We start from the raw sequence: 18,161 nt of genomic DNA on the forward strand, positions 1-18,161 counted from the left end.
AAGAAATCCCATCCTTTCAAAGGATGGGATGCTATTAAGAAACAATAAAACTAAGGACTGTTAGGAATAAAGCAAAACCTAAAATAGTTCCACATATTTTCATATGGCGCTTACGTCCCATTACGACGATTGCAACATACTCACGAATCATTGCATTAGGCCAATAATAAAAGGCTGTTTTTGATCCAATTCCTTGGCTATTAAGACCAGCTTGTCTTGCATATATACCAGCGCGGAAAAGGTGGAAATTATTCGTTGTAAAAATACTTTTATACTTACCGTCTGGTTTTAAAGAATCCATAATTTCTTTAGAGAACAACATATTTTGATATGTGTTTACAGAGCGATTTTCTTGCACTGTATGTTCAAGCGGAATTCCTTTTTGAACAGCGTACTTTTGCATCGCTTCTGCTTCAGGAAGGCCTTCATCTGGACCTTGTCCACCAGAGAAAATAATTGTTGGTGGCGTATTCACAGCGGCTTGTTTCCAGTAAAAGTCGATCGCTTTATGAATACGACTTGCAAGTAAAGGTGGTACTTTATCATTAATTAAGCCGCTACCGAGAACGATAATGAAATCTTGATTACGCCTTGGTCTGTTGAATTGATATAAAAAATAAGCGCTTAAGAAGTTAGATAAGTGTATAAAGAAATATACGCTTATAAGAGAAATACCAGCAAAAATAGGCTGGAAATGTGATGAGACCAAACTTGCTGGATTTATGATAGGGAGTAACATACAGAATAACATCCCTAAAGCAGCAATTAAAGTTAAAGAGTTTGTGAAACGTCTTCCTTCTCGCTTCATTAAAATTCTAGCATTCAGAAATAGTCCAAACATTAAAGCGATAGTACCGAAAGTAAGCATAAAGAGGAGTGCTAAAAAAGGTAAAAAAATGATGTAGCGCAGGACAACACTATCTGAGTTCAAAGATACAATCACGCAAAAAATAAGGAAAAAACAGATAAAAGTATTAAATAAAAACCCATTTATTATTTTTCGTGGATCTTTTAAATAGGAGATAAGAAAAATAATAAACAATATAAGAGGAATAATTCCGAAAGACATAAATATAGTACACCTCAATTTGTATAAGAATTTGACATACCTTTTATATTACATGATTTTATAATTGAAAATGAAAAAAAAGGATTTTGAATTTTCTCAATAAAATATATGGATACATATGTTACAATGTATGTAAAGCGATATATTAAAAGTAAAATGGTTGAAGAGGCACTCTATGGAGTGTCTTTTCTTTTTCGTATGTAATTATGCATATTATATTTATTTTCAAGTGAAGAGGATTAAAATATAAGTGGTAGACATACTTTATAAAACAGAATTTAATACAAACATTTCCCTCTACTTTTTGTATCTAACAATCGTATAACAATAAATAATTCTGTTTTATAGTGTCTGTTTATGAAAGGCGTCTTCTTTGAAGGCCCTTTTTTTATTTAGTATAGAATGTTTTTACTGTTTGCATAGTGGAAACTATCTATACTAAACATTAGCAATCTTCCGTATAAACATTATCAATTTACTATATATTCCAGTGGTGTTAACCTACATATGAAAGGCTTTCTTTTTCAAAATATTACCCCTAATAAATTTTTGAAGAAGTCAACTGTCTCCAAAATTGCCATTCATGCTTAGCAAAAAAGAATCCTGCAGGATTCTTTTTTGTGTTCGACAGAATATGGAAAAATACATTAACGTTTTGCTAATTGCAAAGAAGCAAACGATGCGGGATATTATAACATTACAAGAGATAGTCCATATTACGGTAAGCATTTAGACCGTGATGGCGATGGAATTGCTTGTGAGAAAAAGAAAAAAGGTAAATAAGAAAAAGCACTCAATTTGAGTGCTTTTTCTTATGGAAACATGCTATTTTTTTAGGCACTTTTCATAAAATGAAAGTAAGGAAATGAAAGTAGGTGACAAAATGCCGTCAGTTGTGGAAGGCGTTATTATTGAAAACTGCAATGGAACGATTAATTTAGGAGATAAATATAACGTGCAGCCGATTGAAAAAACGAAAGCGTATAATGGATCAGGATCATCGAATACAGGAATGAAAGTACAAACATTTAGTGGTATTAGTACAGCAGATGTAGGGGATAGCGACGTGAATGATCAAGGAATACAGTTTACTTTATAGAGAAATATGTAAAATTGCATAAAATGATGAACTTGTCCTGTGCTACAATCTAGCTGTGAGCTGTTGATGATTCTTCTGTATTATAGTTGTTAGATTAGAAATATAACATCTTATCGAAAATCATACGTATAAAAAAGACACTTCAAACGAAGTGTCTTTTTTCATTTTAGTGATACCCTTTAGCAGAGTCTTTATGAATTTTATTTTTAAAGATACTGTAGCTCCAAAGTTGATAGCCAATAACAATTGGTACCATAACCATTGCAACGAAGAACATAATTTTTAAGTTTAATTGACTACCAGCTGCGTTGTATAACGTTGTACTATAAGCATCATTAATACGAGATGGTAACATTCTTGGGAACATACCCGCAAAGCCAGTTGTCATAAACATTGCGATTGTTAAGCAAACGAATGTGAATGCAAGACCAATTTTATGTTTGTACACCATAATTAGTGCGAGTACACTCATTAACATTGCAAGTACTGGAAGAATGAATAGTACTGGATATTCTGTGAAGTTTTGGAATAAATTTGTACGATTTGCAGTTGCTACATAGAAAATAGCTAAAATGATAGCAGCTGCCATTGAAAATGGTCTAGCGATTTTATAAGCACGGTCAGATACTTCACCAGTCGTTTTAATCATAACCCAAAGTGCACCAGATACGACGAATATAGCAGTGAAGAACAGACCTCCTAAAATACCGTAATGATTTAGTAAGCTAAGTAAATTTCCTTCATAGCCATTTTTTCCGATTTGTAGCCCGTAATAAAGATTAGCAAATGTAACACCGAATAGGAAAGCAATTAAGAAACTACCAATTGCAAATGCCCATTTACAAGTTTTTTGCCAAATTGGTGAATCATCTTTATGCATGAACTCAAGTCCAGCAGCACGAGCAAATAGTGCAAGTAATACTAAGAATAACGGTGTATATAAATAACTAAACATATTTGCATATGTGACTGGGAAGGCAGCAAATGTTGCGCCACCAGCTGTAATTAACCACACTTCATTACCGCCCCAGAACGGGCCAATTGCTTCTTGTAATTGATTTCGTTCTTGTCGGTCTTTCGTAACGAAAGGAAAAATCATTCCGTTACCAAGTGCATATCCATCAAGAATAAAGTAAACTGTCCAAATCACGCCCCATAAACCAAACCAGATAATCGCAAGCATATCATGAGACATGAGCTGCACCTCCCTCAGTAGCAGGTTCCTCTAATGCTGCAGGTCCTTTTTTGGCGAACTTCAGCATTAAGTATACGTCTGCGATTAAAAGTAAAGTGTAGAACAAGATTAAACTAATTAATGAGAACCAAATTTGCGGGACAGATATAGGTGATACAGATTCTGCGGTACGCATTAGTTTATATACTGTCCATGGTTGACGACCTACTTCGGCAACAATCCAACCAGCATTAATTGCGATATATGGTAGTAAAACAGACCATATTGTAATTTTTAAGTAACGTTTTGAGTTTTCTAGTTTTCCTTTTCGGTTTAAGTAGAAACCGTACCAAGTTAATGCCATAAAGAACATACCAAGTGCAACCATTAAGCGGAAGCTATAGTACACGAGGTTAACATTTGGACGATCTTCTTTTGGAATATCTTTTAAACCAACAATTTCCCCATCAAATGAATTTGTATAGAAGAAGCTTCCTAACTTTGGAATCGTTAAGAATTCAAAGTTCTTTTCGTTTTTGACATCAGGAATTTGCACAATTGAGAAGCCTTGTCCTTTTCCAGTTTCCCAAACAGCTTCCATCGCAGCACCTTTAGCAGGTTGATATTTAGCTGCTGATACACCAGATTGATGTCCCATAAACGGTGTAATTGTTGCGGCGAATAAGCCTAACATTAAGCCAAACTTAAATGATTTTTTGAAGAATTCAACTTCATTTTTACGTAATAAGTGATAGGCACTAATTGCCATGACGAAGAAAGCACCAACAATATAACAACCAACTACAGTATGGAAGAACATATTCCAAGCGTATGGATTCGTAACGAGTGCCCAGAAATCATTTAATTCAGCGCGGCCGTTACGTACGACGTAGCCAACAGGGTTTTGCATAAAGCCGTTTGCTGTAATAATCCAAAGGGCCGAAATATTTGTTCCAAGTGCAACCATCCACATACAGAAGGCACGGAACTTTGGTGAAATTTTGTCTTTACCGAATAACCATATTCCCATGAAAGTAGATTCTAAGAAGAAGGCAACGAGTGCTTCGATTGCGAGAGGTGATCCGAAAATATCTCCCATATATTTGGAGTACTCAGACCAGTTTGTTCCAAATTGGAATTCCATCGTAATCCCGGTTATAATCCCCATTACGAAGTTAATTGTAAATAATTTACCCCAGAAATTTGCCATTTTGCGGTATGTTGGATTCAATGTGCGGGCGTATTGAGTCTCCATACACGCTACTAAAATCACAAGTCCGATTGTCAAAGGTACAAATAAAAAATGATAAAAAACAGTAATTGCAAATTGAAAACGACTCAGTAACAGAACGTCGGACATAATAAATATTCACTCCTTTTTTACATTATCTACAATCAGTTTATAGTGAAAATGCGTTTAAAGTATGTGAGACTTGTTACAAAGCTGTGTGTATATTTTGAAAGAATTATGTCGATTATCTGAAAATATCTTATTTTTACTATAAAGCGATATCCTTTTTGAGTTTTTCATATTTTGGTACACTATTTATGTAGTGTAAATGAGAGAAAAGAGGGTTCCTTACTATGAAGTCATTAGAAGAGATTTTGCAATACAATGAGAAATTTGTTGAAGAGAAAAAGTATGAAGAGTTTGTAGCGGGGAAATTTCCAAACAAAAAGATGGTAATTATTTCTTGTATGGATACAAGACTTGTTGAACTATTGCCGAAAGCGATGAATATGCGTAACGGCGATGTGAAAATTATTAAAGTAGCAGGCGCTGTTATTTCACATCCATTTGGAAGTATTATGCGTAGTATTTTAGTCGCTGTATATGAGCTTGGCGCTGATGAAGTATGTGTAGTTGGTCACCATGATTGTGGTATGGCAAAAATTCAAGCAAGCAGTACGATTGAGAAAATGAAAGAACGCGGTATAACAGAAGAGAAATTAGATATGCTTCGTTATTCTGGAATCGATTTAGAACAATTCTTGCGCGGTTTCTCTAGTGTGGAAGAAAGTGTAGAACATAGCGTATCAGTACTTCGCAACCACCCATTACTTCCGGAAGAAGTACCTGTTCACGGTCTTGTTATCGATCCTGATACAGGAAAATTAGATTTAGTTGTGAATGGTTACGAAAATTAAGAATGTACTTTGTCATCCTTTTTATCTGGGACAGGATCAAATCCTCCTGGATGGAAAGGGTAACATTTTAATATACGCTTACAAGTAAGCCAAAAACCTTTGAATGCGCCATGCTTTTGAAACGCCTCTAATCCGTAATGAGAACAAGTTGGATAAAAGCGGCAAGTTGGTGGTGTCATCGGAGAAATGAACTTTTGATAAAAGCGTATAATACCAATAAAAATCTGTTTCATAACGATCTCCTTTTCAGCATATTCTTAAAGTATTATAGCACGACTGTACATAATACTTTACTAATGTGCATTTCCGTTATATCATATTGGATATAACGGAATTAAATTAAAAGCGGGAGAGATGTTGTATGCCATCAGTAGAAAGCTTTGAATTAGATCATACGATTGTAAAGGCACCTTATGTAAGACATTGCGGAGTTCACAATGTAGGTAGTGACGGTATTGTAAATAAATTTGATATTCGTTTTTGCCAACCGAATAAACAAGCGATGAAGCCAGATGTTATTCATACGTTAGAACATTTATTAGCATTTAATTTACGTAAATATATTGATCGTTATCCGCATTTCGATATTATCGATATTTCACCGATGGGCTGCCAAACAGGATACTACCTTGTAGTAAGCGGAACACCGACAGTTCGAGAAATTATTGATTTATTAGAATTAACATTAAAAGATGCGGTTCAAATTACAGAAATTCCAGCTGCAAATGAAACGCAATGTGGTCAAGCGAAGCTTCACGATTTAGAAGGAGCAAAACGCTTAATGAACTTCTGGTTAAGCCAAGATAAAGATGAACTTGAGAAAGTGTTTGGATAGAAAGAAAACTGCCTGTAAAAGGGCAGTTTTTTTGTGTCATGATAATAAATAAAATTATATCGACGATTTTTTTAATATATCGACGTTTCGACATGGAATATCGACTTACCGACAAAAACTGACAAAAAATCATCTCTATTTTACTACTTGCTTGTAAATGCGAAATTGCTCAAGATTTCATTCTATACGTAGCGAAGGTAGTTTGATATGAGAACGAAGAGCGTAAGAATAGACACGAAAAAAAAGGAATGCTCATGGATTTTCGTCCAGATATAAATTCGTTAATTCCGACAAGAATAAAGAAACAACTGAGAATAAATTGTACGTATGGGAGAAGTGAGAAATGATCGGTAATCTGGATATAAGTGCAAAGAAAGAGTATGAGAAGCGTGAAAAGTCCTAAAACAATCCGTAATCCAATTAGCATGTAATGTCCCCTTAAATAGATTATTTACCGAAATAGTTCTGAGAAGCTAAGAAATAAAGCACCAGATCCAGCGAGAAAAGCAAATATACCACTAGATTTTCTGTCTTATTTTATTTCCCCTAGTCCTATAGTGAAAGCCATTAACCCTAAGAAAATGAACATGTAAGGCATTATTTCTCTATTACCAGTAAAATATCCATAGATTACTATACATAATGCAATGAGTGCAAAAGTAATCCGTAATCCTTTTAACATGTATATTCCCCCTACTATTTTATATGGCTAATGATGAGAACGATCCAGGTGAAAACTCCAGCACCAATACAAATAAATCCTGTTCCGGAATCCTTTTTCTTTATTTGTTCAATAGCAATGACAAACATTAAAGCTCCTAATAGAAATTGTGAAAGGGGGAGAAAGGTATTTTGCCCCGTATAGAGTCCGATTGCTGAAATAATAATTACAGTGAGCGCGATTCCAATGCGAAGTATACGAAACATATTATGAATTCTCCTTATTATTTTTTGTATAAGGATTATCTTCTAGTTTATCGACGGAATGTTTATAAGCGTAGCCTTTATTAATCGTCATGATGGAGAGTACTAGTATGACTAGGACGATGATAATACCGATAATTAATATTTTAAACATGGAATCCCTCCTTTTCTTTATTTTACATAATTTTGTAATTGATGAAAACAATAGACATAAAAAGGATGAAAGAAGGGTGTTACATGGAGCAGAAAAAAACATATTATATATCAATAGGAAACGGTCAAATTTCACAAGTGAAGACAGCGGATACGTATAATTTTGAGATTTCCGCAAATGATGAGGAAATTACGGAGTTAAGAGAGTACTTTGATCAAGCGTATGTTGAGGATTTAGGTTCATTTGTACGCTCCCACGTTCCATTTGTTGAGTATCATCATGATTCAAATAATGACCGATATGATGAACAACTACAAAAAGCATATAAAATGATTTACGATTTAGGAAATCATGAGACGAAAGAATTAGTCGCGCAAATGGGAATAATCAATGGATTATAATTGGATAATATTATGCAGAAAAGCGAGAATATGCTACAATTTGTGGTAGGAAAAACTTGTAACCATCAATAGGGGAGTAATGGCATGTACAAATTTAAAGATTATTACCACAACACTGTACAATTATCGTTTGAACGTTATCCATTTTCTCCTGAGCCAAAGCATGTTTGGGTTGTATGCCGGTACGGGGATCAATGGTTATTAACGCATCATTTACGTCGCGGTCTTGAATTTCCAGGTGGAAAAGTAGAACTAGGGGAAACACCGGAAGAAGCGGCAGTTCGAGAGGTTCATGAAGAAACCGGCGGCATAGTTTCTGATTTAACTTACTTAGGACAATATAAAGTATCTGGAAAAGACAAAATAATCATTAAAAACATTTATTTTGCAACAATTAGTGCGGTAGAACAACATACGCATTACGAAGAAACGAAAGGATCTGTTTTATTAACAGACATTCCTGACAACATTAAAACAGATAGAAAATTTAGCTTTATAATGCGCGACGATGTATTGGCGCGTACGATGAAACATATAGAAGAAATCGGCTGTTTTACGAAGTAAAGTAGCCGGTTTCTTTTTTTGTGTGTAAGAATAAATGTAAATATATCTTTACATTTATTTGGATATATTATACAATTTTTTTGTAAAGATATATTTACATTTTAGGAGGGAGAAGATGGATAAAAGGAAAGAAACGACTGTTACTGTTTCGATGGTTAAATTAAATATCTATGCATTTCTTATAATATTCGCTTTGGCGTTTGGAATTGGTTATTTGCATATATTTCTTTCAGGCGGGGTTCGAATTGAAATTACATTACTAACTATGTTTCTTTTTATTATCGCGTTGCTTGTTCTCGTTTGTATTCATGAAGCGATACATCTAATAGGATTTCATTATATCGGAGGCGTGCCGTGGAGTGAACTAAAATGGGGCGTCAATTGGAAATTAGGTGTTGCATATGCGCATTCTAAAAAAGAAATTACAGTAAAGCAAATGAAGAAAGTGTTAATGTTACCATTTCTACCGACTGGAATTTTGCCAATTGTATTGGGATTAGCTATGAATCTGGAGCCACTCTCATTTTTAGGAATTCTACTAACAGCAGGTTGCATGGGTGACATTGCCTTATATCAAAAAGTTTCAAAGTTTCCAGACGATGCGCTAGTGATAGATCATCCAAGTAAACCGCAGTTTACTGTATATGAGTCATAAAGGAAGAGGAGGCGTTTTTGAACAAACGGCTTCTTTTTTGTTTGTCAATTTTTGTCGGTAAGTCGATATATTTCAAGTTACGGTCGATATATCCGAAAAGTCGCTGATAAACTTTCTGGAAGACTGCCCGAATCATGGGAAACCTCCTTACAATTTTTATAATTTATTATCGCATATTCATTAAAAAATGATTATGATATTTTGTAGAATGTATTGATGGAGGAATGTATGAAGAGACTGTATGGCAAGTTAGTAGGTGTTATCGTTGCAATCGGCTTACTAGCAGGGTGCGAGAGTTCTATGAAGAGTGTGAAAGAAAAAGAAGTTTGTAAAATAGAAAAAGAATGCGTGGAAATAGGAGATAAGAAACTTCAAAAGGTATATGAAAAAATAGATGGATTATCTGAGCTTGAAGCAGTAGAAGATTATGAAATAGAAGAGCATGAAAGTGCAAATATGAAAAAGGCAGAGCGGAAAAAAGAAGATGATGATGAAAATTACTTCTTTTTAGCTTCTTATTATATTGATGGTGATGAAATTGTAGATCCTTATTTTGAAAAAATAGAACGGAAACGTTTAAATAAAGTATTTGCTAATGATAAAGAAGCGAAAGAAGAGGTGCTACAACAACGTCAAGATAGAGGGTATCATGAAGATTTATGGGATATGTATCGCACGCTCATTCCAGCAAAATATCGCGGGAATATAACGGAATTTGATCTAATAACGGATGGTTATGACGGTGTTGTTGCTCACGTTATGCCTAGTATAGAGAATCCGAAAGACTGGACTCTTAGCTTAGATACGCTTGATTCTGCGGTAAATATTGATGAAGTGATGAAAACATTAATTCATGAGACGGCTCACGTGTTAACGCTCGGGCATAAGCAAATACCAGTAGATGAAAACTATGTAAAGGATTTTGAAGAGGATAAAGATATTTCGACGTACCGAAATAAATGTGGAACTCTTTTCTTACAAGAGGGATGCGCGAAGGAAAACTCTTATATTAATCAATTTTATAATTCTTTCTGGAAGCCTATTGAGCAGGAGTGGACAGAAAAGAAAGTAGAAGAAAGTGAAGAAACGCAAATTGCATTTTTTAAAGAAAAGCATGATGAGTTTGTATCACAGTATGGAACGACAAATGTAGCGGAAGATATTGCAGATACGTTTACAGCATTTATTTTACAAGATTCCAAAAAGGTGAAAGAAGGATCGGAGTTAAAGTATAAAAAAATCGCCTTTTTCTATCAATTCCCTGAGCTTGTAAAAATGAGAGCGGAAGTGTTGGCAGGATTATATGATGTTTCGAAAACGATAGAACAACAAAGTGGTAACTAATGCGAGTTATATATGTTAGCTAAGAAAACGTAAAGAATTGTAGTTCTTTACGTTTTTTATGTTAATAAAATTGAAAATTCTGTATTTTTATTAAAAAGAAGAAGGAACTATCACTATAAAATAGAATTAGTATAAAAATGTCGCAATTTAGACACAATTATAATGCGCGTGTTATAGGGACTATAAGTTTACTCTCGAGGAGGTAATGAACGTATGAAAACGATTCTTGCTGTCGCTGGTCTCATTTGGGTAATGTCTCACGGTTTTCCGATTTTTGAAGGGGAGCAAATTCGTAGTGCATTGGATAAAAAGTTTAATGATTATCATGTGATAGATCGAAAAGATAATGTCGTTACAGTACGTGTGAAAGATTGTTTCCATACAGTTACGGTTGCGGATGGAAATGTTAAAAATGAAACAAAGATGTGTGATAAAAAGTAAAAGAAAGAAGCTGACTATAGTCTATCGCTCTAAGTCAGCTTCTTTTTCGTTTCCCAATTAGAAGTTTTTCAAATGCCTCAACAAACACATACATAAGTGTTGCGAGGACGCACGTGAGTAGTACGCTCAGTAAAACAAGTGTGAAATTAAATACTTGGAATCCGTAGCTAATTAAGTAGCCAAGGCCTTGTTTAGAGACGAGAAGTTCGCCGAATATAACACCGACCCAAGATAATCCAACGTTCACTTTTAACGTTGAAATAATGGCTGGGAAAGATGCAGGGAGAACGACTTGTTTATAGCATTGCCATTTATTTGCGCCAAATGTGTCCATCACTTTTATATAGTTAGAATCGACTTCTTGAAATGCGCTGTAAATAACGAGAATGGTAATGATGATGGAAATGATTACTCCCATTGCAATTGACGAAGAAATATTTGGACCGAAGATTACAATGATAATCGGACCAAGTGCTACTTTTGGCATGGCGTTTAGGACGACGAGATATGGATCGAGTACGCGGGCGAGAAGTGGTAGCCACCAAAGGAAAGTAGCGATAATAGCGCCGAGCACTGTTCCAAGAATGAAGCCTAATCCCGTTTCAAGTAATGTCGTCCATATGTGAACCAAAAGCGAACCGTCCATCCATTTACTAAGGAAGAGCTCCCAAATGCTTGAAGGAGAGCTAAAGAGTAAAGGATCAATCCATTCTTTTTTGCTAGCTATCTCCCATAGTGCAAAGAAAAGAATGAGCAGTAAAAGTTGTAAAGAGCGTGCTAACCATGCGCGCCTGCGTTCTTTTTTCCGAAACTGTTCATGTAGTTGTTTTATATTATCCAAGACGCTCCAGCTCCTTCCATATATTTTGGAAGAGGGATGGGAAGTCATGGTGGTGGCGTGATTCTAACGGTGATAAGGAACGGATGCTTTCTGGGACGATAAATGTTTTTGCAATTTTTCCAGGATTCGCTTGCAGTAAATAAATACGATCACTCATCGCAATGGCTTCTTCAATATCATGTGTCACGAGTAGTGACGTTTTCTTATATTTGTGTAGTAAGCTGCAAACGAGATCTTCTAGTTTCAATTTCGTTTGATAATCGAGCGCTGAAAAAGGTTCATCTAGCAATAAAATTTTTGGGTCGGTCGCTAACGTTCGAACGAGGGCGGCACGTTGACGCATACCACCGGATAGTTCACGAGGATATTGCTGCTCTACATCATGTAGACCGACTTGCTTTAAAAGCTGTAAAGTATGTTCTTTCGTCTGTTCATCGTAAATTTTTCGTATATGAAGTCCAAGCATAATATTTTCTTCAATTGTCTTCCAAGGAAACAAGTAGTCTTGCTGTAACATATATCCCATAGATGAAGTTTTCGTTGTAATGGGCTCACCATCTAAAAAGACGATACCTTCAATTGGATCAAGAAGCCCGGCAATAATGGAGAGGAGTGTCGTTTTGCCACAACCACTTGGGCCGAGTATCGAAATGAATTCGCCTTCTTCCACTTGTAAGCTCATATCTTCGAGAATCAATTTGGCATTCTCTTTTGCGAAAAAGCAGTGAGAAACGTTACGTATTTGTAAAAAACTCATACACTTCGCCTCTATTTCTTAATAACGCTTTCGGCAATTTTCGTATTGACGAGCGCTTCATGTGGAACTTCTTTTTGTAATTCGCCAGCGTCTTTCATAATCGTTTGGAGCTGTTTCCATTCTTCAGCATCTAATAGTGGATTTGTCGCATAAGAATGTTGCTTTTTATACCGTTCAATTACTTTTACTGTAATGTCTTTTGAAGTGTCTTTAAATAACGGAGAAACGGCATCAGCAATTTCTTCTGGGCTATGAGTATCAACCCATTGTTGTGCTTTATAGAGCGCCCGTGTGAATTTTTCAGCAGCAGCTTTATCTTTCTTTAAGAAACTTTCTTTTGCCATGAACGTTGTATACGGAACAGTACCAGATTCATTTCCGAACGAAGCGACGATATAACCTTTACCTTCTTTTTCAAATATACTTGCAGTCGGTTCAAAGAGCTGTACAAATTCTCCGGTACCAGATGCAAAGGCATTTGCAATGTTAGCGAATTCGATGTTTTGGATTAAATTTGTATCTTTGTGAGGATCAATGCCATTTTTCTTTAAAACGTATTCTCCAACCATTTGTGGCATGCCGCCTTTACGCTGTCCTAAAAACGTAACACCTTTTACGTCATTCCAATTAAAAGAGTCTAATTTTTTACGCGAAACTAAAAATGTTCCATCTGTTTGTGTAAGTTGTGCGAAGTTAATGACTGGGTCCTTTGCGCCTTGTTGATGAACGTAAATAGATGTTTCAGAACCGACGAGAGCAATATCAATCCCGCCAGATAATAGGGCGGTCATCGTTTTATCTCCACCAGCTGTTGTTTGGAGGTCAACATGTAATCCTTCATCTTTAAAAAATCCTTTTTCAATCCCGACATATAACGGGGCATAGAAGAGAGAATGGGTAACTTCGCCGACGCGAACATTTTGAGTTTGTTCTTTCGTATCTTCTTTTTTACTACTGCAAGCAGCAAATGTGAAGACAGCTAGTAACATGATACAAAAAACAGCTATTAATTTTTTCACTATATAACACCTCCTAGAAGTCACTCTACAAGCATGATATGTAGGTAAGTGCCCATATGTGAGTGTAGATAGCAGGAATTTTTTTGGGGATAAAGAAGTACAAATATAAGGGGTGATAAAATGGAGTACGAATATGATGATAGCGTACATTTACATCTTGATTATTTCGGAACAGAATGCGATATGGAATCGATTGCTTATAAGCGGAAGAATGAAGACGTGTGGGATGTATATTTTAATTTTGGAGCATATGGTCTTCAGAAAGATGGGATTGAGACGGGGAAATTTATGGACGAATATGCTGGTTATTACGTTTTTTCTGTACATGCTCGTGATCTTAGTTGGGAATTTGGAAGTGCTCAATTTGAAGAGTGGGTTTTGAAAAATCATATCGTAGAAAAATCGCTGCAAAAATAAGGAGGAATTTTGTGGTCGATTTTCTTATTTTCTTGTTTATTTTTGTAGTCGGGTTTTTTATTATGCAAGTGCTCATTTACCGATTTGCAAAGAAAAACATCCAAAAATACACAAAAATAAAATGGCTTCATTTATGGCTAGAGATGAATATGAAAAAAGGACCGAGATTAGATTTTTTTGATTTTGTAGTTATTGTACTCGTATGTATCGTATGGAAAATATGGCTGTTTCCTTTTATATAATACTTTATCCCGCATTAACGGGCAGCCCGCCCCGCACCTCAAAATTGAGCGAAAGCAAAGAAGTTAGGTGGGGGCGGGTTCTTTTGTTATAGTAATAGTTGTAAAAAACTTGAAGTTATAAGTGAAATAGTGAGTAGTGTTGTGAAAGATATTTTGACAAATACAGAAACACATACATACGGAATTAAAGTGTGATTACAGAATGGACAAATTGGCTGTGTGCAAAGTGTGGGGTAATAAGAAAGAGGTCGTCCACCGTTGGACGACCTCTTTCTTATTATGCTTGGTTAGTGCGGAAGAATGGAAGCTTCTGCACAATGTGAATTAATCCGTATGCAAGAATTAAGCACATAAGGGGATTAATGAAAAATCCATAGCGATTAATTGCTAAGAATAAGTTTGAGAAGATAATGTAAATAATAGAACTTGCTACTAGCATCATAACGCGTTTATGTTTAAATGAATTTAGCATGAAGCAGAAGCTGCTCAAGAATGTGCCGATAATAAACACTCTATGACATAGTTGCATAAAGTTATGAATACGGTATTGGTCTACAGCAGGAGCTGTTTTGAATAATTCAATTGTTTTACCGACAGTGAACCAAGAGAACCAATAAGTGAAGTCCGTCTTAAAGCCGTTCTTGATTAATTCTTTTGCGTATGCCCCTTTGTCATCTAAGCCTTTGGCTCTCATTTCATTTACTATATTTTCATATCCAATTTTATTAAATGGATCAGCACCCGCAATTAGTGGGTCAGCACCTTGGGTTGAGAATAAAATAAATTGGTTGAGTGCTAAATAGTTACGAACAACCCATGCACCAATAATAAAGAAAGGTCCGATAAACCATAACAATCCGATTCGAATGGAGTCTTTAAATCCATATGTAAATAACACAACAAGAACAGGAATGAGCATCATTGGAGCTGGATTTGGACGGAACATAAGTAAAATTGAAACGACAATTCCAAACCATATATGGAATTTCACTTTATTGTATTTCCATGCGAGAACAAATACATATACACATAACGCTAATAAGAATATGGATGGAACTTCTGTTAGCAATGTACGGAAGTATGTATAGTTACTTGGATAAATAGCATATAAAATACTTGCAACAATTCCATAAATGTTTTTTTCGAACAATTCTTTTCCTATTAAGAATACTAATAGCACTGTGCATAGGTTCATAATCATGTTAATAACAGTTGCTACGTAATAGTAAGGAATTGATGTAATATCAGAAATAATCATAGCGCCAGCTAATAGTAATGGCTGACCTGGTGTAATATATGCATTTTTCCCTGGAACTTCACTAGGTTCTAAATACACATAACCAAATACACCATGTTTTAATAGTTGTTCAGCTGTTAACGAATAGTTAAAGGCATCATTTGCACCATATGTTACTTTGACTAACTCTCCATCTAATCCTGGCTGTTTTACTAAACAAAAAACGTGCAACAGGAAAGAAAGCGCCAAAATTGCATATACCGCTTTAGGCAAACTCTTAAACTTAGTAAGCAAAAATGAGCAACTCCTTTTTTATTAATTCTTTCGTATTTTCATGTGAAATCTTTAATAGTATTAAGGATTTCCAAAACATAGTTATTATATCATAAAGTGGAATGCTGAAATTAAGTTTTTCAAGAATGAGTATTAACTGGTGATTAAGGGAATATTAAGACAATACATTTATGATAGAAGCAAGTATGCAGACGAAATATGTCATATATGTTATTTTAATAGAAATAGTTCTTTCGATGCGGGGGAAATTAAGACATAGAAACGAGGGAATGAATTGAATTATGGTTTTACACTTTTTGATCTTCCAAAAAGAAATATATTAATTTCTAGCATTATAAGTAGTATGGTGACTTTATTAGTAATAACTATGCTGTTTATGATTTTAAAGGTTTTTAATTTAGACATAATGAAAGCTCAATTAAATCAAAATCTTGTTTTAATTGTCATGATGATTTTCATATGGGGCATAACATTTTATATTTCACATTTTAATAAAAAAGAGATGTCTACACTTAGGGCATCCCTACGAGTGCATTTTATATTATTTTTACTAGCTCATACAGTAGCGTTATTTTATATTGTCATGCAAGTTAATATGAGTTTCATAGAGGCAATGAATTGGATTTACTTGTATAACATGCAGTTTATATTAAGTTTTGTAGCAATTTATGCAATATACATTCTTGTTTATAATGTAATAGGCAAGGTTTTTCTAAGTATGATTTTAACGAGCTGTACGTTAGTCATTTTAGGTATTGTGAATTATTTAAAGCTTATTTTTAGAGGTGATCCGCTGTATCCTTCTGATTTCACACAAATTATGCATATGCAATCTGTTATACCGATGGTGATGGACTATTTTAGCTGGAGTTATATTTTTGTCATTATCTTAAGTATCGTGGCTTGTATTGTAGCAGGGATATATATGAGAAGATATATTCAAAATGTAAAGACTCATCTAGGAATAAGAGCTTTATTAGTAGTAGGATCTATTTTTGTTCTATATGCGTACGGTAATTTTGCGAACACATTTATGAATAAAGTATTTCAAAAATCAGGTGTAGATTTTGTTTTGTGGGATCAAAATGAGAACTATGCTTCAAATGGTTTTGTACTTGGGTTTATTAGCAATTTAGATACAACAGTTATGGAAAAACCAAAAAATTATTCTAAAGAAAATATGCTTCAAATAGCAAACGATATAAAAAAACAATATAGTGGAAATATAGGGAGCCAAAAGAAAAAAGAGAAACCGAATATTATTTTTGTAATGAGTGAATCGTTTTGGGATCCGACGAAAGCAACTAACCTTTCTTTTAGTGAAGATCCTGTACCAAATTTGCATCATTATATAGAAAACTTTCCTGGTGGACAAACTATTTCTCCTACATTTGGGGGAAATACGGCGAACGTTGAATTTGAGGCATTAACGAGTTATTCAATGAGTTTGTTAAAGCCAGGTTCTATACCATATCAGCAGGTTATTACAAATAAGAAAGAAATTCCATCAATCCCTACGGCGTTGAAAAAAGAAGGGTATTACACAAGTGCAATTCATTCATTTGGTCGCACATTCTTTAAACGTGATGATGTATATAAGGTGTTAGGATTTGATAAATTTAATGCAGCTGATACGATGGAAAATGTAGATGTTGATGGAGATTATATTAGTGATTTAGCGATGAGTAAAGAGATAATTGCTGAGTTAGAGAAGCAAAAACAACCTACATTTATTCATGCAGTTACGATGCAAAATCATTTTCCATTTACAGAAGGCCGATTTGGTGAAAACCTAATAGAAATTAGCGGGCTAGAAAATGAAGAATCAAAGGGAGAATTAGAGACGTATACAGAAGGGTTAAGACGTTCAGATGAGGCCCTTCAATATTTAATAGAAAAACTAGATAATTTAGATAGACCTACATTATTAGTATTCTTTGGAGATCATCTTCCATCATTAGGAACAAATAAATCTTTTTATAAAGAAAATGGGTATATAACGAATGAAAAAACACCGAGCGAACGTTTAGCGATGGCCCAAACGCCGCTATTAATGTACGCAAACTTTGATATGCCAAATGATAATTTAGGTGTAGTAAGTCCAATTTATTTTTCTAATCTTATTTTTGATTATACAGGATTAAATAAATCTTTATTTTATCAATTTTTATCGGGATTTTACAAGGAAATACCGGTACTTAGAGATGAATTAAAAGTTGATAAAAATGGAGAAGTAATCAATGATTTAACAAAGAAACAAAAAGAAATGTTAGAGCAATATAAAATGCTCCAATATGACTTACTCGTCGGAAATCAATATAGTAAAGATATCCTCTTTAAATAAAGTAAAACTTTAATCAGTGGGGGTTTTCTTCATCCCCCACCAATTGGACTTTTATGGGCAGCCCGACCCCCACCTAATTTCTTTGCTTTACTGAATTTTGAGGTGGGGGTCAGGCTGCCCGTTAAAGCGGGATAAAAGAAACAAAAAGAACTTGTATAACGATACAAGTTCTTTTTTATAGTATTTAACGGGGTAACCAGAC

Annotated in this window: 21 protein-coding genes and 3 pseudogenes; 13 read left to right on the top strand and 11 right to left on the bottom strand. The window is 34.7% G+C overall.

The features are described from left to right. Positions 1–34 precede the first annotated feature (34 nt). Positions 35–1,069, bottom strand: coding sequence for a YdcF family protein (locus PDQ68_RS11090; protein WP_103627415.1), 1,035 nt, complete (start codon positions 1,067–1,069; stop codon positions 35–37). A gap of 651 nt (positions 1,070–1,720) precedes the next feature. Between PDQ68_RS11090 and PDQ68_RS11095 the strand changes: the two are divergent. Both PDQ68_RS11095 and PDQ68_RS11100 read left to right on the top strand, forming a co-directional pair. Then, positions 1,721–1,852: pseudogene (locus tag PDQ68_RS11095) on the top strand (excalibur calcium-binding domain-containing protein); the annotation flags it as partial. An 82-nt stretch (positions 1,853–1,934) separates the two neighbouring features. Next, complete coding sequence (locus tag PDQ68_RS11100) at positions 1,935–2,168, top strand: spore germination protein (protein ID WP_011040784.1); 234 nt, start codon at positions 1,935–1,937, stop codon at positions 2,166–2,168. Between the two features lie 166 nt (positions 2,169–2,334). Here PDQ68_RS11100 and cydB read toward each other — a convergent pair whose 3' ends face one another. Together cydB and cydA are read right to left on the bottom strand one after the other, a co-directional pair. Further along, positions 2,335–3,363: a cytochrome d ubiquinol oxidase subunit II gene (gene cydB, locus PDQ68_RS11105; RefSeq protein WP_000017662.1), complete on the bottom strand. Its 1,029-nt coding sequence runs from the start codon at positions 3,361–3,363 to the stop codon at positions 2,335–2,337. After that, positions 3,353–4,702 carry a cytochrome ubiquinol oxidase subunit I gene (gene cydA / locus PDQ68_RS11110; protein WP_001286198.1) on the bottom strand — a complete coding sequence of 450 codons (1,350 nt, stop codon included), beginning with the start codon at positions 4,700–4,702 and terminating at the stop codon, positions 3,353–3,355. The genes cydB and cydA overlap by 11 nt, the downstream gene beginning before the upstream one ends. Positions 4,703–4,926: 224 nt before the next feature. Between cydA and PDQ68_RS11115 the strand changes: the two genes are divergently transcribed. After that, positions 4,927–5,490, top strand: a complete 564-nt coding sequence (locus PDQ68_RS11115) for a beta-class carbonic anhydrase (RefSeq protein ID WP_000838160.1) — start codon at positions 4,927–4,929, stop codon at positions 5,488–5,490. Here the strand turns inward: PDQ68_RS11115 and yidD are convergent. After that, the gene (yidD, locus tag PDQ68_RS11120) at positions 5,487–5,723 is read right to left on the bottom strand and encodes a membrane protein insertion efficiency factor YidD (protein ID WP_270786690.1); all 237 of its coding nucleotides are present in this window, start codon (positions 5,721–5,723) and stop codon (positions 5,487–5,489) included. The two genes, PDQ68_RS11115 and yidD, sit on opposite strands and share 4 nt — an antisense overlap. A gap of 128 nt (positions 5,724–5,851) precedes the next feature. Between yidD and luxS the strand changes: the two genes are divergently transcribed. Further along, complete coding sequence (gene luxS, locus PDQ68_RS11125) at positions 5,852–6,325, top strand: S-ribosylhomocysteine lyase LuxS (RefSeq protein ID WP_001141369.1); 474 nt, start codon at positions 5,852–5,854, stop codon at positions 6,323–6,325. Positions 6,326–6,776: 451 nt separating this feature from the next. Here luxS and PDQ68_RS11130 read toward each other — a convergent pair. The 3 genes and pseudogenes from PDQ68_RS11130 to ytzI all read right to left on the bottom strand — a co-directional run bounded on the left by PDQ68_RS11130 (position 6,777) and on the right by ytzI (position 7,403). Next, positions 6,777–7,007, bottom strand: a pseudogene (locus PDQ68_RS11130) (YczI family protein). Positions 7,008–7,021: 14 nt separating this feature from the next. Beyond that, the gene (locus tag PDQ68_RS11135; RefSeq protein ID WP_061183693.1) at positions 7,022–7,252 is read right to left on the bottom strand and encodes a DUF3953 domain-containing protein; all 231 of its coding nucleotides are present in this window, start codon (positions 7,250–7,252) and stop codon (positions 7,022–7,024) included. 1 nt (position 7,253) lies between these two features. After that, positions 7,254–7,403, bottom strand: a complete 150-nt coding sequence (gene ytzI, locus PDQ68_RS11140) for a YtzI protein (RefSeq protein ID WP_014893459.1) — start codon at positions 7,401–7,403, stop codon at positions 7,254–7,256. Between the two features lie 83 nt (positions 7,404–7,486). Here ytzI and PDQ68_RS11145 point away from each other — a divergent pair, with 83 nt between their 5' ends. From PDQ68_RS11145 to PDQ68_RS11165, 5 genes are all read left to right on the top strand, one after another. Further along, positions 7,487–7,804, top strand: a complete 318-nt coding sequence (locus tag PDQ68_RS11145) for a hypothetical protein (RefSeq protein WP_000435820.1) — start codon at positions 7,487–7,489, stop codon at positions 7,802–7,804. A gap of 84 nt (positions 7,805–7,888) precedes the next feature. Then, positions 7,889–8,368, top strand: coding sequence for an antimutator 8-oxo-(dGTP/GTP)ase (mutTA, locus tag PDQ68_RS11150; RefSeq protein ID WP_000276389.1), 480 nt, complete (start codon positions 7,889–7,891; stop codon positions 8,366–8,368). A 115-nt stretch (positions 8,369–8,483) separates the two neighbouring features. Further along, entirely contained in the window at positions 8,484–9,023 is a 540-nt protein-coding gene (locus PDQ68_RS11155) for a DUF3267 domain-containing protein (RefSeq protein ID WP_061183694.1), read from the top strand. Positions 9,024–9,251: 228 nt separating this feature from the next. Then, on the top strand, positions 9,252–10,367 hold the full coding sequence (locus PDQ68_RS11160) for a zinc metalloprotease (protein ID WP_270786692.1): 1,116 nt from the start codon (positions 9,252–9,254) through the stop codon (positions 10,365–10,367). A 213-nt stretch (positions 10,368–10,580) separates the two neighbouring features. Beyond that, positions 10,581–10,808, top strand: a complete 228-nt coding sequence (locus tag PDQ68_RS11165; protein WP_000849109.1) for a hypothetical protein — start codon at positions 10,581–10,583, stop codon at positions 10,806–10,808. A gap of 34 nt (positions 10,809–10,842) precedes the next feature. Here the strand turns inward: PDQ68_RS11165 and PDQ68_RS11170 are convergent, their stop codons facing one another. Genes PDQ68_RS11170 through PDQ68_RS11180 form a run of 3 tightly spaced genes read right to left on the bottom strand, consistent with a single transcriptional unit; the run spans position 10,843 to position 13,425 of the window. After that, positions 10,843–11,649 carry an ABC transporter permease gene (locus tag PDQ68_RS11170; RefSeq protein ID WP_000368793.1) on the bottom strand — a complete coding sequence of 269 codons (807 nt, stop codon included), beginning with the start codon at positions 11,647–11,649 and terminating at the stop codon, positions 10,843–10,845. Then, entirely contained in the window at positions 11,642–12,406 is a 765-nt protein-coding gene (locus PDQ68_RS11175; protein ID WP_061183696.1) for an ABC transporter ATP-binding protein, read from the bottom strand. Before PDQ68_RS11175 ends, PDQ68_RS11170 begins: the two co-directional genes overlap by 8 nt. 11 nt (positions 12,407–12,417) lie before the next feature. Then, complete coding sequence (locus PDQ68_RS11180) at positions 12,418–13,425, bottom strand: ABC transporter substrate-binding protein (RefSeq protein WP_049113375.1); 1,008 nt, start codon at positions 13,423–13,425, stop codon at positions 12,418–12,420. Positions 13,426–13,545: 120 nt separating this feature from the next. On the opposite strand from PDQ68_RS11180, the gene PDQ68_RS11185 reads away from it, so the two are divergent. The 3 genes and pseudogenes from PDQ68_RS11185 to PDQ68_RS11195 all read left to right on the top strand — a co-directional run. Further along, positions 13,546–13,842 (top strand): DUF3986 family protein, encoded by a 297-nt coding sequence (locus tag PDQ68_RS11185; protein WP_000455572.1) that lies wholly within the window; start codon positions 13,546–13,548, stop codon positions 13,840–13,842. Positions 13,843–13,853: 11 nt separating this feature from the next. Then, positions 13,854–14,084 (top strand): hypothetical protein, encoded by a 231-nt coding sequence (locus PDQ68_RS11190; protein ID WP_000227423.1) that lies wholly within the window; start codon positions 13,854–13,856, stop codon positions 14,082–14,084. Between the two features lie 120 nt (positions 14,085–14,204). Continuing rightward, positions 14,205–14,279 (top strand): annotated as a pseudogene (locus PDQ68_RS11195) (DUF2196 domain-containing protein); the annotation flags it as partial. Positions 14,280–14,361: 82 nt separating this feature from the next. Here PDQ68_RS11195 and PDQ68_RS11200 read toward each other — a convergent pair. Then, positions 14,362–15,615, bottom strand: a complete 1,254-nt coding sequence (locus tag PDQ68_RS11200; RefSeq protein WP_000956217.1) for a glycosyltransferase family 39 protein — start codon at positions 15,613–15,615, stop codon at positions 14,362–14,364. 274 nt (positions 15,616–15,889) lie between these two features. Between PDQ68_RS11200 and PDQ68_RS11205 the strand changes: the two genes are divergently transcribed. After that, positions 15,890–17,959 (top strand): LTA synthase family protein, encoded by a 2,070-nt coding sequence (locus PDQ68_RS11205; RefSeq protein ID WP_061183697.1) that lies wholly within the window; start codon positions 15,890–15,892, stop codon positions 17,957–17,959. Positions 17,960–18,161 lie beyond the last annotated feature (202 nt).

The sequence above is a fragment of the Bacillus cereus group sp. Bc010 genome (assembly GCF_027716745.1).
Taxonomy (GTDB): domain Bacteria; phylum Bacillota; class Bacilli; order Bacillales; family Bacillaceae_G; genus Bacillus_A; species Bacillus_A pacificus.

Coding starts and splice junctions, on each gene's coding strand:
- PDQ68_RS11090 (WP_103627415.1), bottom strand. CDS start 1,069: ATGTCTTTCGGAATTATTCCTCTTATATTGTTTATTATTTTTCTTATC.
- PDQ68_RS11100 (WP_011040784.1), top strand. CDS start 1,935: ATGAAAGTAGGTGACAAAATGCCGTCAGTTGTGGAAGGCGTTATTATT.
- cydB (WP_000017662.1), bottom strand. CDS start 3,363: ATGTCTCATGATATGCTTGCGATTATCTGGTTTGGTTTATGGGGCGTG.
- cydA (WP_001286198.1), bottom strand. CDS start 4,702: ATGTCCGACGTTCTGTTACTGAGTCGTTTTCAATTTGCAATTACTGTT.
- PDQ68_RS11115 (WP_000838160.1), top strand. CDS start 4,927: ATGAAGTCATTAGAAGAGATTTTGCAATACAATGAGAAATTTGTTGAA.
- yidD (WP_270786690.1), bottom strand. CDS start 5,723: ATGAAACAGATTTTTATTGGTATTATACGCTTTTATCAAAAGTTCATT.
- luxS (WP_001141369.1), top strand. CDS start 5,852: ATGCCATCAGTAGAAAGCTTTGAATTAGATCATACGATTGTAAAGGCA.
- PDQ68_RS11135 (WP_061183693.1), bottom strand. CDS start 7,252: ATGTTTCGTATACTTCGCATTGGAATCGCGCTCACTGTAATTATTATT.
- ytzI (WP_014893459.1), bottom strand. CDS start 7,403: ATGTTTAAAATATTAATTATCGGTATTATCATCGTCCTAGTCATACTA.
- PDQ68_RS11145 (WP_000435820.1), top strand. CDS start 7,487: ATGGAGCAGAAAAAAACATATTATATATCAATAGGAAACGGTCAAATT.
- mutTA (WP_000276389.1), top strand. CDS start 7,889: ATGTACAAATTTAAAGATTATTACCACAACACTGTACAATTATCGTTT.
- PDQ68_RS11155 (WP_061183694.1), top strand. CDS start 8,484: ATGGATAAAAGGAAAGAAACGACTGTTACTGTTTCGATGGTTAAATTA.
- PDQ68_RS11160 (WP_270786692.1), top strand. CDS start 9,252: ATGAAGAGACTGTATGGCAAGTTAGTAGGTGTTATCGTTGCAATCGGC.
- PDQ68_RS11165 (WP_000849109.1), top strand. CDS start 10,581: ATGAAAACGATTCTTGCTGTCGCTGGTCTCATTTGGGTAATGTCTCAC.
- PDQ68_RS11175 (WP_061183696.1), bottom strand. CDS start 12,406: ATGAGTTTTTTACAAATACGTAACGTTTCTCACTGCTTTTTCGCAAAA.
- PDQ68_RS11185 (WP_000455572.1), top strand. CDS start 13,546: ATGGAGTACGAATATGATGATAGCGTACATTTACATCTTGATTATTTC.